13 protein-coding genes are annotated in these 15,691 nt (G+C 63.2%); 5 read left to right on the forward strand and 8 right to left on the reverse strand.

Features of this window, described 5'->3' with window-relative positions; genetic code table 11:
- Positions 1-70: 70 nt before the first annotated feature.
- Positions 71-1,009 carry a DMT family transporter gene (locus tag LNV09_RS04575; protein ID WP_263555902.1) on the reverse strand — a complete coding sequence of 313 codons (939 nt, stop codon included), beginning with the start codon at positions 1,007-1,009 and terminating at the stop codon, positions 71-73.
- An 18-nt stretch (positions 1,010-1,027) separates the two neighbouring features.
- Positions 1,028-1,651, reverse strand: a complete 624-nt coding sequence (locus LNV09_RS04580; protein ID WP_263555903.1) for a LysE/ArgO family amino acid transporter — start codon at positions 1,649-1,651, stop codon at positions 1,028-1,030.
- A 97-nt stretch (positions 1,652-1,748) separates the two neighbouring features.
- On the opposite strand from LNV09_RS04580, the gene LNV09_RS04585 reads away from it, so the two are divergent.
- Positions 1,749-2,648, forward strand: coding sequence for a LysR family transcriptional regulator ArgP (locus LNV09_RS04585; RefSeq protein ID WP_263555904.1), 900 nt, complete (start codon positions 1,749-1,751; stop codon positions 2,646-2,648).
- A 30-nt stretch (positions 2,649-2,678) separates the two neighbouring features.
- On the opposite strand, the gene LNV09_RS04590 is transcribed toward LNV09_RS04585, so the two are convergent.
- Positions 2,679-3,440 carry a GntR family transcriptional regulator gene (locus tag LNV09_RS04590; protein ID WP_263555905.1) on the reverse strand — a complete coding sequence of 254 codons (762 nt, stop codon included), beginning with the start codon at positions 3,438-3,440 and terminating at the stop codon, positions 2,679-2,681.
- 151 nt (positions 3,441-3,591) lie between these two features.
- On the opposite strand from LNV09_RS04590, the gene LNV09_RS04595 reads away from it, so the two are divergent.
- Entirely contained in the window at positions 3,592-4,416 is an 825-nt protein-coding gene (locus tag LNV09_RS04595; RefSeq protein WP_263555906.1) for a hypothetical protein, read from the forward strand.
- Here the strand turns inward: LNV09_RS04595 and LNV09_RS04600 are convergent, their stop codons facing one another.
- The 4 genes from LNV09_RS04600 to LNV09_RS04615 form a co-directional block, all read right to left on the reverse strand.
- Positions 4,417-5,553, reverse strand: a complete 1,137-nt coding sequence (locus LNV09_RS04600) for a lactonase family protein (RefSeq protein ID WP_263555907.1) — start codon at positions 5,551-5,553, stop codon at positions 4,417-4,419. It abuts the gene before it with no gap.
- A 30-nt stretch (positions 5,554-5,583) separates the two neighbouring features.
- Positions 5,584-6,807, reverse strand: coding sequence for a DUF5009 domain-containing protein (locus LNV09_RS04605; protein WP_263555908.1), 1,224 nt, complete (start codon positions 6,805-6,807; stop codon positions 5,584-5,586).
- A 76-nt stretch (positions 6,808-6,883) separates the two neighbouring features.
- On the reverse strand, positions 6,884-9,562 hold the full coding sequence (locus LNV09_RS04610; protein ID WP_263555909.1) for a TonB-dependent receptor: 2,679 nt from the start codon (positions 9,560-9,562) through the stop codon (positions 6,884-6,886).
- 239 nt (positions 9,563-9,801) lie between these two features.
- Positions 9,802-10,521, reverse strand: a complete 720-nt coding sequence (locus LNV09_RS04615) for a chitinase (protein WP_263555910.1) — start codon at positions 10,519-10,521, stop codon at positions 9,802-9,804.
- A 121-nt stretch (positions 10,522-10,642) separates the two neighbouring features.
- Between LNV09_RS04615 and LNV09_RS04620 the strand changes: the two genes are divergently transcribed.
- The 3 genes from LNV09_RS04620 to LNV09_RS04630 are packed head-to-tail and all read left to right on the forward strand — an operon-like array spanning position 10,643 to position 15,125.
- Positions 10,643-11,302, forward strand: a complete 660-nt coding sequence (locus LNV09_RS04620; RefSeq protein ID WP_263555911.1) for a response regulator transcription factor — start codon at positions 10,643-10,645, stop codon at positions 11,300-11,302.
- The gene (locus LNV09_RS04625) at positions 11,299-12,702 is read left to right on the forward strand and encodes an ATP-binding protein (protein WP_263555912.1); all 1,404 of its coding nucleotides are present in this window, start codon (positions 11,299-11,301) and stop codon (positions 12,700-12,702) included. Before LNV09_RS04620 ends, LNV09_RS04625 begins: the two co-directional genes overlap by 4 nt.
- A complete protein-coding gene (locus LNV09_RS04630; protein ID WP_263555913.1) occupies positions 12,702-15,125 on the forward strand; it encodes a beta-N-acetylhexosaminidase in 2,424 nt (807 codons plus the stop codon). The genes LNV09_RS04625 and LNV09_RS04630 overlap by 1 nt, the downstream gene beginning before the upstream one ends.
- Positions 15,126-15,128: 3 nt before the next feature.
- Here LNV09_RS04630 and LNV09_RS04635 read toward each other — a convergent pair whose 3' ends face one another.
- Positions 15,129-15,659, reverse strand: a complete 531-nt coding sequence (locus tag LNV09_RS04635) for a flavin reductase family protein (RefSeq protein WP_411969215.1) — start codon at positions 15,657-15,659, stop codon at positions 15,129-15,131.
- Positions 15,660-15,691: the final 32 nt, after the last annotated feature.

The following is a 15,691-nucleotide window of genomic DNA, read 5'->3' on the forward strand; positions in this document are numbered from 1 at the left end:
GGGCCCTGGCTGCCTAGTTGGGGGGTGATGGTAACGGCATCGCATGAATGCCAGCCAGACTCAGCCAAGCTCAACGTCTGCGCAAAGCCCAGACGACCCCGGCCAGCAAGAAGGCAATGCCCAGCAGCGTCAAAGCCGGCGGCATTTGGCCTCGCAGCATAAAGGCATAGGCGAGCGCCGCCAGTGACTCAAACACGATCAATTGGCCCACCAGCGAGGTCGGCAGGCGTTGGCTGGCCTCGTTCCAGCACAGCGTTCCCAGCCAGGAGGAAAACAGACCCACCGCCAACATCAGGGCGAAAAATGGCAAGGGCCGCGGCCCCAGCGGCAGCGCAAAGCCGGTCGGCAGCAAGGGCCAGCCAATAGCCTGCGCCCCGTACAAGCAAGCCACGCCGAGCAAGGCCACCGGCAAGGTCATCAGCCCCTGAGCAGTGGCCCAGGCACGCGGGCTGGCCTGTGGGTGAGCCAAGAGCCAATCGGCATTGCGAATCGGGTACCAAGTCCAGCATGCGACGGCAGCCACGGCCAGCAGGGCGCCGAGCAGATAACGGTGCAGATCACCGTCCTGGCTCTGAAGCAAGGCATCCAGCTCGGATTGGTTGACGGCGGCAATACCGGCCGCGATCAAGAGCAGCGAAGGCGCCAGCTTGATCCAGGGCAGAGCCTGATGGCTGCGCAGGTTGGCGATGATCGCAATCACCACCGGCAAGGTGCCGATGATGACGGTGGGCAGCGGCCCGCCGGCCATTTGAATCGCAGCGGACAGGCAGAGGTAATAGATGAAATTGCCGATCAGGCTGAGCTTGAGCGCCTGCCACCAATCGACCGAACGCAGCTCGGCCAAGCGGCTGCGGTCCAGCAGGCCCAGCGGCACGGCGATCAAACCGAAGGCCAGATAGCGGCCTATGGTCAGCATCAAAGGCGGGTAGTCGCCCAACATCAGCGGCGCCACAAAGACCAGCCCCCACATCAGGCCGGCCGCGAGCGCAAAAACAATGCCTATCCACATGCGTAGCGGTCTCAGGTTTCAATCAAATACGAGCTTGGCCGCCAGCGCCAACATGGTCAGGCCGATCAGGGCGTCGAGTATCTGCCATGCGCGTGGCCGCGCGAACCAAGGTGCCAGCCAGCGAGCGCCATAGCCCAAGAGCGCAAACCAGAGCAAGCTGGCGCTGGCAGCACCCATCATGAAGGCCAGGCGCAAGGCCGTTGGCTGCTGCGCGCCGACCGAGCCGACCAACATCACCGTGTCCAGATAGACATGCGGATTGAGCAAGGTGAAGCCGGCCAGTTGCAGCAAGGCCTGGCGCAGACTCAAGCGGGGGCCCTGCGCGGCGTGCAGATCGGCGCCGGGCCGGCGCGCCCGCCACAGCGCGCGCAAGCCGTAGCCGGTCAAAAAAATGGCGCCGGCCCCGCTGATCAAGCGCGTCAGCAAAGGCTCTGCGTTGATCAAGGCCGCCAAGCCAAATACGCCAGCCGCCATCAACAAGGCATCGGTGAGGCCGCAGGCCAAGACGATGGCCCCCACATGCTCGCGCCGCAGGCCTTGGCGCAGTACAAAGGCGTTCTGTGCGCCAATGGCGACGATCAATGTGGTGCCCAGCAGCAGGCCCTGGGTGTAGCTGTTGAAATGGGTGAGATCAAAATTCATGCCGCGCAGCATCGCTCAATTTGCCGCCCGCCGCCCTTAGACTTGCTGATGCCGCATCAGCGCGGCTGAATCATGACCTCCTTGCCCGCAAAGCCCGATGCTTGACTATTCTCTGTTGGCCGCCATCGCGGCGGTGGTGCGCGAGGGCAGCTTCGAGCGCGCGGCGCGCGCACTGCACCTGTCGCCCTCGGCTGTGTCGCAGCGCGTCAAGCTGCTGGAAGAACGCTTGGGGCAGATCTTGGTGCTGCGCGGCTCGCCTTGTAGGGCGACCGAGGCGGGCCTGAGCTTGTGCCGCCATGTCGAGCAGGTCGGCATGCTGGAGCAGGACTTGATCGGCGCGCTGCCGGCGCTGGCTGCCGACGACTCAGGCCGTGTGACGCTGCGCCTGGCCATCAATGCGGACAGCCTTGCGACCTGGTTTTTGCCCGCAGCCAGTGCCTTTGCCGAAAACGAATCGGCCCTGCTGGACTTGAGCCTGGCGGATCAGGCCCACACCGCCGAACGCCTGCGCAGCGGCGAGGTCTTGGCGGCGGTGACGGACCTGGCTGAGGCGGTGCAAGGCTGCCGCAGCCTGCCGCTGGGCGCCATGCGCTATGCGGCCACCGCCAGCCCTGCGTTTGTAAAGCGTTATTTCCCCGGCGGCGTTACGGCCGCAGCGTTGAGCCTGGCGCCCAGCCTGCGCTTCAATCAGCAGGACCGCCTGCAATCGCGCTGGGTCGAGCAAGAGTTCGGCCAAGCCTTGACCCTGCCGGCCCATGGCCTGCCCTCGGCCCAAGCCTTTGTGGACGCAACAATTGCCGGCCTGGGCTGGGGCATGAAGCCGTCCGCTGCTGTCGGGGGGGCGCTGGCCGACGGGCGCTTGCTGCTCTTGCTGCCGCAGGCGCCATTGATGTTGCCCCTCTATTGGCAGAGCACACGCCAGAAACTGCCCATGCTGGAGCGGCTGACGCAGGCGGTCTTGGCGGCGGCGCGGGACGGCTTGGAGCCGCTAGGCTGAGAGCAATAGGCCCTCAGCGTTTGGCTATGCTCAGGCCGAGCGCAGTTCCATACAAAAGCTTGCTTCGGTACCGCAGCGCCAGCAAAGCTCCAAAACCAGCGCTTGGCCAGCGGGCGCGTGGCGCAGGCGCTGCACCTTCAGCAAAGCGGTGCCCACAGCGATGCCCATTTGTTGCGCCTGCAGGGCAGTGGCGGCAAGGGCCTCGATGTGCTGGAGACGGTAGTTGCCGCCAAAGCCCAGGGCCTGGAAGTGCAGCTCAAGATCATCTGGGCACAAGTCGGACACTGTGATACGCCCCGGCAGGCAATGCAGAGGCAAGCTGCGCTGGGTCAGCACTTGGGCCGGGCCGCCCTCCCCGGCCAGGATTTGCAGCGTCACGAGCCGTACCACCCATTCGCCGGCGACCAAGCCAAAAGCGCGCTGTTCACTCAGGCTGGCCAAGGCCAAGTCGCGCGAGAGCAGTTGCACGCGAGACTCGGCCTTGGCATTGCCACTTGCGGGAGCGGCTTCGGAACCGGCTGCAGGACCGGCTGCAAAAGCAGCGGCCGGTTCGGCCCGATAGGTGCCCGAGCCTCGCACCCGCACCAAGAGCCCGCGCTGGCACAGCAAGCCCAGCGCTTTGCGCGCCGTCTCACGCGACACAGCCAGCACCTCGGCCAAGACCCGCTCAGAGGGCAGCGCGCCATCGACCTGCCATTGGCCGCGCTGCAAGCCCTCGCCCAGACGCCTGGCCAAGCCCATATAGAGCGGCATGCGCGCGGTTCGCTGGAACAGGGCCGAGTGATTGCTCATGGTGCAGGTGACTATGGCAAACACCGCCTCAATATCGAGACAAGATTGGCTTAAGGCCGCCTCAAGAGGCTTGCGGGTCATGTGCGCGCGAAGCCTTTTTTTACACAGAGCGGCACTTGGCGCGCGCGGCTTAGCGTGCGAATATGACGCCATGATGACAATCAGCGTTTCAACTTGGTGGTCGCTGCTGTGCGGGGTGGCTCTGTTCAATATCGCCGCATGGAGCTTTTCGTCGCTGGCGCTGTACAAGCGTCAAGCGCTGCTGCCGCCCAAGGCCTACTCAATGCGACGGCTGCAGTTGCTGCTGTCGGCCGGCTATGTACTGGGTTGCGCCTTTCGCTCGGCGCTGCCGGTGTTTGACGTGCCGCGCCTGTGCCTGCTGGACACCTGGCTGTCCAGCGTGGTGGTGGGTCGCTCCGTCGCCACGGTTGCGGAGCTGTGCTTTGTCGCGCAATGGGCCTTGATGCTGCACGAGGTCTCCAGCAGCGCCGACAGCCGCGTCGGCCGACTCGCCGCATTGGCCATCGTGCCCTTGATCGCGGTGGCCGAAACCTTCTCCTGGTACTCGGTGCTGACCACCTCGAACATCGGCCATGTGGTGGAAGAGTCGCTCTGGGGTTTGAGCGCCGCCTTGCTGGTGGCCAGCTTGATCATGGTCTGGCCGCGCTTGACGGACAGGCAGCGCCCCTTGCTGGCCGCCTGGTGCTTGATCGGCGTCGCCTATGTGATGTTCATGTTCATGGTGGACGTGCCCATGTACTGGTCGCGCTGGCTGGCCGATGAAGCGAGCGGCCGCGCCTACCTGAGCGTCGCCCAAGGCTTCGCCGACGTGTCGGGCCGCTGGACCGTCTCGCACCGCCAGCAAGACTGGCAAGGCGAGATGGTCTGGATGACGGCTTACTTCAGCGTCGCCGTTTGGCTCAGCATCGCGCTGGTGCATGCCCCGGTGCTGCAGGCTCGGTCCAAGCAGGCTTGATCAAACACTTTTTTCAGCGGTAAAGCAAATCGCCGCCGGGCTACCGACCGCCACATAGTGGCCGGTGAATTCGAGCCCGCCGCTCGCCGCCTGCACTTCGAAAACAGCCAGATGGTCGCTGCGCTGATTGCAGACATACAAAAACCTGCCACTCGGATCGAAGGCGAAGCTGCGCGGGTAAGAGCCGCGCGTCCATTCATGCCCCAGCAGCGTGAGCGAACCCTCGGCCGCGACCGCGAAAATAGCGACCGAGTCATGCAGGCGGTTCAAACAGTAGAGATAGCGGCCATCGGCGCTGAAGCGCAGGTCAGAGGCAAAGCTCGTGCCCTTGAATCCCAGCGGCAAGCTACTGACTTCGGCGTGTTGGGTCAGCCGGCCCGTTTCAACGTCAAGTTGCAGCCAAGCCAGCGTGGAAGCTTCTTCGTTCAGCACATAGCAATGCTCGGCGCGCTGCGGATGAAAGGCAAAGTGGCGCGGCCCGGCGCCGATGGAGGAGCACCAGGTCTGCGGCTCGGACAACTGCCCGCTGCGTGCGTCAAAGCGCCAACTGATCAGCAAATCCAGGCCCAGATCGCTGACCAGCAAAAATCGCCCTCGAGGATCAAGCTGGGCCATATGCGCATGCGGGCCGCCGTCATGGCCGCTGATCGCAAAACTACCCGCCACGGCCAGCGCCGCCGGCTGCGGCGCGCTGACTGCGGCGCCGAACAGCTCGCCATGGCGGCTGACCGTCAAAGCCTCGCACAAGCTGCCGTCACCAGCCACCGGCAGCACGGCCACCGAACCTCCGCCGTAATTGGCCACAAAGACGAAGCGCTCGTCGGCGGACAGACTGAGATGGGCCGGGGACGCGCCGCCGGAACCGACGCTATTGATCAGCGTTAGCGCGCCGTTTGTGGCGTCACGGGCATAGACCGTCACCTGCCCGCTGCCCCCTTCAGCGCCGTCGAATTCATTTGCCGCATACAGGCGCGAGCCGTCGGCCCTCGCACATAGCCAACTCGGGTTGGGTGGCCCGGCACTCAGGCCCAGCGGCCGCAAACTGCCGTCCTGCGGGTCTTGCTCAAAGCTGTAGATCCCCAGGCCGTTGGGGCTGTAGCTGCCGACATAGGCGTGGGCGGGTAGATTGATTTTCACGGCCGGATTCTCGCGCAAGCTGGCTTGAACTCAGATGCGCAGGCGCACGCCGCGCGCCGCCAACTGCTTGACCAGCAAGGCCACCGCGACCGCATAGGCCATGCCGAAGCCAATGCCGACCAAGTCGGTGCGCAGGAACAGCGGGATTTCCCAATTCGCCAAGCTCATCAGGCCCTCCACAATGAAGGGGATGAGATAGGCGACCAGCGGGTTGGCCGCCACCGGCTCCAATAGCCAGGGCAAAAAACTGCGGCCGCCCACATCGACATAGTGGTACAACGCGGCGAAGATCAGCACGCAGGCCGATGCGCTGTAAAGCGCCCAGCTCGGCGTGGCATAAATCTTGGAGATCTTGAACTCCGGCCGCAGCCAAGTGGCCGCCAGCGCCAGCAGCAGAGCAAAGCCGAAAGCCAAGGCAAAGCGCTTGGCTGCGCTGTCCTGGCTCAGCTGATTGAAGAACAGCATCGCCGTTACACAGCCGCTCAAGACCAAGGCCGCATGGCTGAAATGTGCATCCTGGCTGAACAAGACCCGCAGCAAGGCCTGCCCCTCCACGGCCGGCGCCCGGTGCAGCGCAAAGTAGGCGGCGCAAAAAGCAATGCAGACCAGCAGGCCCAAGACCCGCCCGCGGCATAGCGCAAAGCATGCGCAGCCGATCAAATAGGCCCAGCCAATCAGGCCCAAGATGCCCCACCACTGCGGCGTCATACCGTCTTGGCCTGCGGGGCCGCCACGGTACAACAAGGCCAGGCCGACAAACAGGCCGACACCGATCAAGCGCCAAGCCAATCCCAAAGCTGGTCCGCCGCTCAGCGAGCCCCAGACCAAAAAGGCGGCGACAAAACACAGCAAGGCCCAGACCTGAATCGGCAGCAGCATTGAGGCGGCGTGAAAGCCGTCCTCAGCGTTGACCATAAAGAAGCCAATCACCACCAGGCCCAGCGCGCGCTGCAAGACATGGCCTTGCACCTGCCAGCCGCTATCGCCCTTGCTGAAGCGCTGCTGCAGGGCAAAGGGAATCGACATGCCGACGATGAACAAGAAGGCCGGGAAGACCGCGTCGACAAAAGTCATCGCGTCCACATCGGCCGGCATATGCGTCATCCACTGCGGCAGCCCTATCACCCCATGCCACTCGTTGACGGTGATCATCACCAGCACCGTCAGCGCGCGAAAGATGTCGATCGAGTTGATGCGGCCGCTGCGCACCTTCAGCCAGGGTGCAGGGGATGTGACAGTTATATTTTTGGTCATGGCCGAAAGCCGCAGAAATTTCTAGCAAGAAGGAACAGAAAAGTGACGGCCTCGTGCCGTCACTTCGCAGCGCGCATCAGTAGTCGATGCCGACCCGCAGCCCATACATGCGCGGATCATTCCACATCGCCCGCACAAAGCCACCGCCGTCCTGGGCCGAGTTCTTGGTGTACTTGTTGGTGGCATTGAAGACATAGACCTCGGCATACCAGCTCTTGGGCGCCGACAACTTGATCGAGGCATCGATCTTGGTGAAGGCCTTTTGTGCATCCGAGATGTGCGCGTTATCAAGATTGCGCAGGGTGAAGTACATCTTGTCTTGCCACTTCAAGGCCAACCAAGGCGTCACCGAATAGCCGTCACCGAAATCGAACTTCTGCGAGAAGTTGAACCCCAAGCTGTACTTGGGCGAGAAAGGCAGATGGTTGCCGGTGATGTCATAGATATTGCGCCCAATCAGGTTCGGGTCTGTGCCCTCGTTGGCGGGCGGGCAATCGGGCGCGCCCATCTCATGGCGGTAGTCGCAGTTCCAGGTATCGCTGAAGTTGGGATAGTTCTTCACCTTGGAGTTGATATAGGTGAAGAAGCCGCCGATCCGCGCACCGGCCCAGGGCTTGTAATCGAACTCAAGTTCCAGGCCGGGGATGTCAACCTGGCCGACATTGATGGTCTGGTACTTCTTGATCAGATCGCAATCAAAGGTGTTGGGTGTGCATCCCGGCTCGGGCTTGACCTTGGCCGAGAAGAACTCATCGGTGACCTGCATATCCTTGTAACGGCTGAAAAACGCTGTGGCGGAAATGCTCAGGCGATTGCTCAGCATCAAGCCTTTGTAGCCGAACTCCAGGTTGGTGACCGTCTCGGGCTTGTAGGGGAAGAAGGTGTACTGCGGCGACGGGCCCTCGACGCAGGTTTTATCGCCGCAGCGGTCGTCCTTGTCACCGAATCCTCCGGCCTTGTAGCCGGTCGACAAGGAGCTGTAGACCATGTCCTTGGGCGTCAATTGCGTCATCAGGCCCAGGCGATAGGTGAACTTGCGCCAGGATTCGGAATGGTCGTTCTGCGCCGGATCGCCCCAGTGCGAATAAGCGCCGGTGCCGGCGAAGGGGCCCATGTCCTTGGTCAGGTCGGCGCTGTTGTGCGGGCGGAATTCCGGCGTGCCGAACTTGGAATCGTAGTGGCCGTTGTAATAGGCATCGCTATCGTCGGCCCAGCCACCGAAGACCTTGCCGCCTTGGTCGGTCTTGCTGTCCCAGCTGTAGCGCCCGCCGACCGTGGCCGTCCAGGTCGGCGCAAACTTCCAGTCCATCTGGCCGAACAAGGCCTTGGCATCGATCTGGCGATTCGGCTGGTTGTAGAACTGGCTGTTGGGCAGGCCCCAGTTATTGTTGGTCAGGTACTCCTGCGCATAGTCGATGGCGTTCTTCTCGCGCATCCAAAACCCGCCGACGACATATTGCAACGTGTCGGTTCTTTGCTTGTATTGCAGTTCCTGCACCAGCGACTGGTACTTGGAGTTCAGTGTGATGGAGGAGTTGTCTTGCACCGGCCAAACACCGGGATGCAGGCCCTCGGCGGTCCACTCCGCCGTGACCTGGCTGGACAGTCGGTGATAACCGGCATCATCATCGGTCTGCTGGCTGCGCCGCTGGTCGGCATAGGCGAAGTTGTATTCGAGGCTGCTGGACTTGGACAAATTCCAGTTCAGGCCGCCGCGCACGGTGTCGATGGACATATCGATCTTGCCGGGCAGGTTGATATTGACATCCCATTGGCTGCCGGGGCAGGCGAAGCGCGTACCGGCGGCTTGAGCGCAGTCCTTCAAGGCAATATCGCCGGCGCTCGAGTTCTGAAATTTTTCGTAAGTCAGCGACGCCTCAAAGTCAGGCGTGACCCGCCAGCGGCCCGCCAAGCGCGCCGCCCATTGGTCCTTGTTGTTGTAAGCATCGGCCTTGCTGACCGGGGTGTTGCGGCGCTGGTCAACATCGGGGATGCCGTCCTTGTGGAAGCCATGCTCGGGCATGTCGATATCGGTCTTGTCCTGTGTCTGGTTCAGCCAGCTGTCGCGGGTCAGATGCATCAGCGTGGCGCGCAAGGCGAAGTTCTCACCGATGCCGATGTTCTGAATCACATTCAGCTGGCGCTTGTTCAAATTGCCCAGGTCCAGCTCGGCGCTGCCGTAAGTTGCGCCGTACTCGGGCTTGGCCGGCATGATGTTGATGGCGCCGGCGGTAGAGTTGCGGCCAAACAAAGTGCCCTGCGGGCCACGCAGCACTTCAACCTGTTCCAGGTCAAACATCAAGGCCATCGCACCCTGGGGGCGCGGCGAATACAGACCGCCCACATGCAGACCGACGGCAGGGTCACCGATCTCGGTGAAATTGTTCGAGCTGATGCCGCGGATGGCGATCTGCACGCCCGAGTCGGCGCCAGTCGAGAACTGCAAATTCGGCACCGTGCCGGCCAGGCCGCGCACATCGGTCACGCCTTCGCGGGTCAGTCGGTCTTGCGTGATAGCAGTGACGGCGACCGGCGTCTGCAGCAAGCTGGAGCTGACGCGCGTGGCCGTCACCACCACGGTTTCCAGCTCGTTCTTGTTGGATGCGGCGGCCTTGTCAGCGGGTGCTGCCTGTTGCGCCCAAGCGGGCAAACACATGCCGAGCAAGGTGGTGGCGGCCAGGCTGATGGCCGTGCGGACCAAGGGTGTCGCTTTGCCTGGACGGGCAATGCGGCTTGAGGGGAACTGTGCGCTCATGTTTTCTCCTGCTGTCTCTTCGCGAATCTAAGCAAAGCCCGCTGCGGTATCCGTCAGCGCTGCATTGAAGGGGTAGGTCAGCGCCGCGGCTTGCATGGCCTCGCCGCAGCGCTTTGACTTGGCTCAAGTGTCCGCAGCGCGGTCTTTGGATTTGCTTACGAAACCATCAAGGTTTGCTTAAGGCTGAGCCGCTTCGGAGACAGATCAAGGGAGAACCCTGAGGCCAAGTGAGGTGCGCGTCAGCAGCCCTGCTTGTCGCCCGGCTTCACCTCGAACTTGGCGGCCGCGCGCTGGTAAAAGTCAATTCGCCGCGCCACTTGTTTGCCGGCATAGGAGTCGGCCGGCTGGCCGCATTCCAGCGCGCCGTTGATGCTGCGAATGGTTTCACCAAAACCGGCGCCACTGACCATGGCCTGGTGCGGCGTCATGGTGCCGGGGCCGATCTGATTCATCCAATACCAGAGCGCGGTCTGCCAGGCGACCTTGGGCTCGCGGGCGACTCGGTCGGGGTCGGCCCAAAGGTCCAGACCGATCGCGTTGCCGGCGGCCAGGTATTGATAGTTCCAAGACAGCTGAATCGGCCCACGACCGTAATACTGCTGACCCGGCGCACAGGTACGGCCAGCCTCCAGGCTGCAGTACTTGTCGTGATTGGCCTGGTTGTACTCGCGCACCGCCTTCAGCTCATCCGACTCATGCGCGATATTGGCCAGAAAGGCGGCCATTTCCTGACGCCGCTGTACATCGCTGCCACTGCCCGCGAAGGCCGGAAAGGAGCGCACCGCCTGCACAAAGCCCTCGTACGAATAAAAGTCAATGCGCTGAGGAAAGAGCAGCTCAAACTGAGCCTGCGTCGGGAGAAATTGCTCCGCCTTGGGAGGCGCTGAGGCGCAGGCCGAAAGCAATAGAGCCGTGGTGGCCAACAAGGCGGCTTGAGTGGTTCTGGCGGCTTCAAACATCGGAATTCTCCATGCTGCGATTGAGCGAAATTGGGGCCTGAACTATCTCGTGTTTTGAGCCGCCGCTGGCTCAAGAATTCCTTAAGTGTGCGTTAATGCGACGCTTGCTACAGTTGGCCGCATGAAAATTTGCCTCGTTGAAGACGACTTGGAGCTCGGCCACTCGGTGCAATCGCTGATTCAAGATGGCGGCCATGAGGTGGTGTGGGTGCGCCGCATCACCGAGGCTCGTTACTGGCTGAGCCAATTGGTGTTTGACGCGGTAGTTTTGGACCTGGGCCTGCCTGATGGCAACGGCCTGGATCTGCTGCGCAGCATTCGCCAGCAAGACAAGCAAATGCCCTTGATCGTGATCACCGCCCGCGACGGCATCGAGGACCGCCTGCACGGCCTGGACAGCGGCGCCGACGACTATCTGGTCAAGCCCTTTGCCGGCCCGGAGCTGCTGGCGCGCCTGCGCGCGGTAGCGCGGCGTTCAGGCCTGGCGCAAGAGTCCGAGGCGCAGGAATGGCTGGTCCAGGACCTCAAGCTCGACGAACGCCGCATGGTGCTGACGCGGGGCGACGCCATCATCAACCTGTCCAAAACCGAGTTCACCATTTTGCTGACCTTGCTCAAGCTGCCCGACCGCGTCGTCACTCGGCGCGAGCTGGAGGCGCGCGCGCTGCCTAACGCCGACAGCCATGCACTCGATGTCCATATGTTCAATCTGCGCAAGAAGATTGGCGAAGGCTATGTGCGCACCGTGCGCGGTGTCGGCTTTGTGCTGGAGCGCAAATGAAGTCAGCCACAGCCGCCGAGTTGGCGCCGGCACTCGGCGGCGCCACCAGTTCCTTGTTTGGCCGCACCTTCGGCGCTTTTTGCGCGGTGCTCTTGCTGATCTGGTGCATTTTGATGCTGCGCGAATTTCACGACGTGCGGGTCGTCAACACCCGCAACGGCCAGGCCGCCAATCTGTTGTGGGCCGAGCATGCGCGCATGCACGCCAGCTTGTGGGCGGCGCAGCCCGAGCGTCTGCAAGCCGCCATGGCCGAGTTGGAACATCTGCGCGAGCAGGAGTGGATGGGCATTGGCTACGAGGCGCCCATCATTGCGCTGCAAGTCTGGCAGGGTGAGCAACTGCTGTTCCGCCAAGGGCCGCCCGAAATGGGCGACCGCCTGACGCCTGACGAGCAGCGTTTCGAGAGTGATGCGCGCTGGTTGTACGTGGAAACGCGTGTGCCCGCGCAGGACTTGCTGGTGCGGCGTTGGCAAGAGGTGCCGGGCGACTGGCATTTCAGCTCAGATGGCCTCACTTATTACGCCCGCCCGCTGTTCTACAGCTTGCCGGTGATGCTCTTGGTCGCCTGGCTGCTGCTGCGCGCCGGCTTTGCGCCGCTGCAGCGCATTGGGGCGCAAATTGCCCAGCGCTCGGCCAAGGACTTGTCTGCCCTGCCCCCGACGCCTTACCGCGAACTTGCTCCGGTGGTCAATTCGGTCAATGATCTGATGAGCCGCTTGCAAGAGCGGCTGGCCCGCGAACGCGAGTTCTTGCTCGATGCCGCACATGAACTGAAGACGCCGCTGGCGGTGATGCAGCTGAACGCCGAATCGCTGCAAGATGCGCCGCCGGGCGAGCGCCGCAACGAATCGGTCGCCCGCCTGACCGAGGGCGTCAAACGCGCCACCCACACGGTGCATCAATTGCTTGCACTGGCACGCTCCGGCACCGACCAGGAAAGCACGGCGCTGATGAGGCATGACTTGGTGGCCTTGGCACGCGACCGAATTGCGCTCAGCAGCCAGCTGGCCCTGCAGCGGGGCATCGAGGTCGAATTGGACGCGCCCGAGAGTTGCGAGCTGGCACTGAACCGCGAGAGTGTCGGCGCCTTGATCGACAACCTGGTCGATAACGCGGTCAAGTACTCGCCCGGTGGCAGCTTGGTGAAGGTCGGCATTGCCGTGCGCCAAGACGGTATCGAACTGAGCGTCATCGACCAAGGGCCGGGCATTCCGCCCGCACTGCGCCGCAAGGTGTTCGAGCGTTTCTTCCGCCTGCCCGACCAAATCCAGTCGGGCAGCGGCCTGGGTTTGGCGATCGTCGAGCGGGCCGCCGCTCAGCATGGGGCGGCCGTGAGCTTGGGCGACGGGCCACAAGGCTGCGGCCTCTGTGTGCTGGTGCTGTTCAAGGCCGAGGCTTGATGCCTCAGCGGCCGTCGCGCTTGAGCTTGATCGCCCGGCCCGCCAAACTATTGCTTCTGATGCCGCTGCTTGCCTTCACCAGTGCTGCTGGCGCCGCTGAACTAGCCGCGCCGGGCTTGATGCCCTGGCCTCAGCAGGTCAGCGCGCAGCACGGCCGGCTGAGCGTGCCGGCGTCGCTCAGGATAGAGGTCGAGGGAGCGGATCTAAGTGCGGCCATGAAGGGCTGGCATCGCCGTCTGGCCCTGCAGACCGGCGGCACAGCGCCCGCAGGTATGGTCCCGTCGGCACTTGTGATCCGAATTCAGGTGGCGCAGGACGGCCCCCACATCCCCACGGTGGCGATGGATGAAAGCTACCAACTGAGCGTCAACGCCGACGGGGTGGCGCTGCGGGCCAACAGCCGCTTCGGGGCCATGCGCGGCATGGAGACGCTGCTGCAACTGCTGCAGCCCGACGCCGCCGGCCACGGCACTTTGCCGCTCTTGCAGATTCAAGACGCGCCGCGCTTTCGCTGGCGCGGCTTGCTGCTGGACTCCGTGCGACATTTTTTGCCGCTGGAAGACATCAAGCGCCAGCTCGACGGCATGGCGGCGGCCAAGCTGAATGTCTTTCACTGGCATTTGAGCGACGATCAGGGGTGGCGTTATGGATCGCTTGTCTGGCCGAGATTGCAAGAGCTTGCCAGCGACGGCTTGTTCTACAGCCCGGCGCAGATGCGCGACGTCGTGGCCTACGCGGCGCAGCGCGGCATCCGCGTCTTGCCCGAGCTTGGCTTCCCCGGTCATGCTTCGGCCTTGGCCGTGGCTTACCCAGACCTGATCAGCGCTGCTGGTCCGTTTCGGATGCAGCGCCAATGGGGCGTACATCTGCCGACGCTGGACCCCAGCAAGCCGGCGGTGTATGAATTTTTGGACCGTTTGATTGGCGAGTTGGTTGAAATCTTCCCGGATCAGTACCTGCACATTGGCGGCGACGAAGTGGACCCGACGCAATGGCTGGCCTCCCCCGACATTCGCGCCTATATGGCGACCCATGCGCTGCCGGATGCCAAGGCATTGCAGGCGCATTTCAATCAAAAGCTGGAAAAAATCCTGGCCCGGCATGGACGCCGCATGGTCGGCTGGGACGAGATCTTCCATCCGGCCCTGCCGCGCTCCATCATGGTCCAGTCCTGGCGCGGCCAGGACTCGCTGGCGATCACGCTGCAACAAGGCTACCCCGGCATCTTGTCCACCGGCTTATACCTGGACCAGCCGCACAGCAGCGCCTTCCACTACCGCAACGAACCGCTACCCATCGCCTTGGACGCACACGAGCAGCTCGCGGACGGCGAACGGGCGCAGACCTGGGCCTTCCGGATGCCCAGACTCAAGGGGCCCGCCGTCAGCGGCAGTTTCAGCCTGATCCAAGACCGCAGTGGCAGCTGGCGAGGCTTCATCGACTTCAATGGGCGCGCGCGCCGCCCGCTCAGGGCCATTGAATGGCGGGGTAGCGATCGGCTGAGCTTTACGCTCGACACCTGGATGGGTGAGTTCACGCCGAGCTTCAAACTCACCGACACAGAGCTAACAGGTTATGTGCTGATAGGCAATGTGCGCTATCTCACCAACGGCGAGCGCATGGACGGCATGCCGGAAGGGCTCGCGGCGATGCAGGTCGACGCGCTGCAGGCGCAAAACCTATGGGGCGGCGAGGCGGCATTGTGGACCGAGAATGTCAATGCGCAGATCCTGGACCTGAAGCTGTGGCCGCGCACCTTTGCCGTGGCCGAACGCCTCTGGTCGCCCCAGAAGCTGCGCGACGAGGCGGACATGTATCGCAGGCTGGCCGCAGTCGATGCCTGGTCCAGCGTCTCGGTCGGTCTGCAGCAGCATCAGCAAGCGGCGCGGCTGATGGCTCAACTCGCCGGCAGCACTCAGATTTCACCCTTGCAGATCTTCGCCGAAGCGGTCGAGGCCGGCCAGTATTACGCCCGCCAACATACCAAGTTTCTCAAGGGCAATTACGACCAGTTCGAGCGCCTGGACCGCTTTGCCGATGCCTTGCCGCCCGAGAGTGCGGTCGTGCGTGCGATGGACGCGGCCGTCAGCCGCTTGCTGGCCGACTCCGGTGATACCGCGGCCACAGCCTGTCTTGCCGACATCTTGAGCCGCTGGCAGGGCAACGCGGCGGCGCTCAATGCCTTGATCGCCGCCCGTCCTGATTTGGCGAACTTGGCCCCGGTCGCAGCCGACCTTGCCGAGTTGGTCGACTTGGGCTTGGGCTTGTTGCAGCAGTTGACGCGGCAGCGGCCACTCTCGGCCTCCCAGACCGTCGCCGCACCAGCGCTGTTTGAGCGCGCGGCTCAGCTGCGCGATGAAGTGGTCATTCGTGCCGTCTACCCGCTTGAGCGCTTGTTCAATGGCTTGGCCGCCAGCGACTAAAACTCAGATCGGCAGTTCGGTGTAGTAGCGTCCACCGTGAAAGATCAAGGGCTGAGCGCCCTCGCGCCAGCTGCAGCTCTCGACTTCGCCGACGAAGATGACGTGATCGCCCTCTTCGTACTGGCTGCGGTTGGCGCATTCAAACACCGCCGCCACCCCGTCCAGCACCGGCGCCCCGCCGGCACCCTCGCGCCAAGCGACGCCTGCAAAACGGTCAATATCGCGGGTCGCAAAGCGCTGCGCCAAGGCCTTTTGATCGGCCGCCAAGATATTGATCGCATAGTGCGACCCACGGCTGAAGACCGGCATCGAGCCGGCTTTTTGCCCCAGGCTCCACAGCACCAGAGGCGGGCTCAAGGAGACGGAATTGAAAGAATTGGCGGTCAGGCCGACCAGGCTGCCGTCCGGCGCGCGCGCCGTGACGATGGTGACACCGGTGGCGAACATGCCCAGCGCCGAACGAAAGCCCATCGCTTGAAGCGCTGGAATAGCAGCGGTCGAGGCGGGGCTGAGTGAGGAAGTCGATGTCGGCATATGTGTATTGTTGACCAAAAGAGTAGGTCTCT

This window comes from Paucibacter sp. B2R-40 (genome assembly GCF_025717555.1).
GTDB lineage: Bacteria > Pseudomonadota > Gammaproteobacteria > Burkholderiales > Burkholderiaceae_C > Paucibacter_A.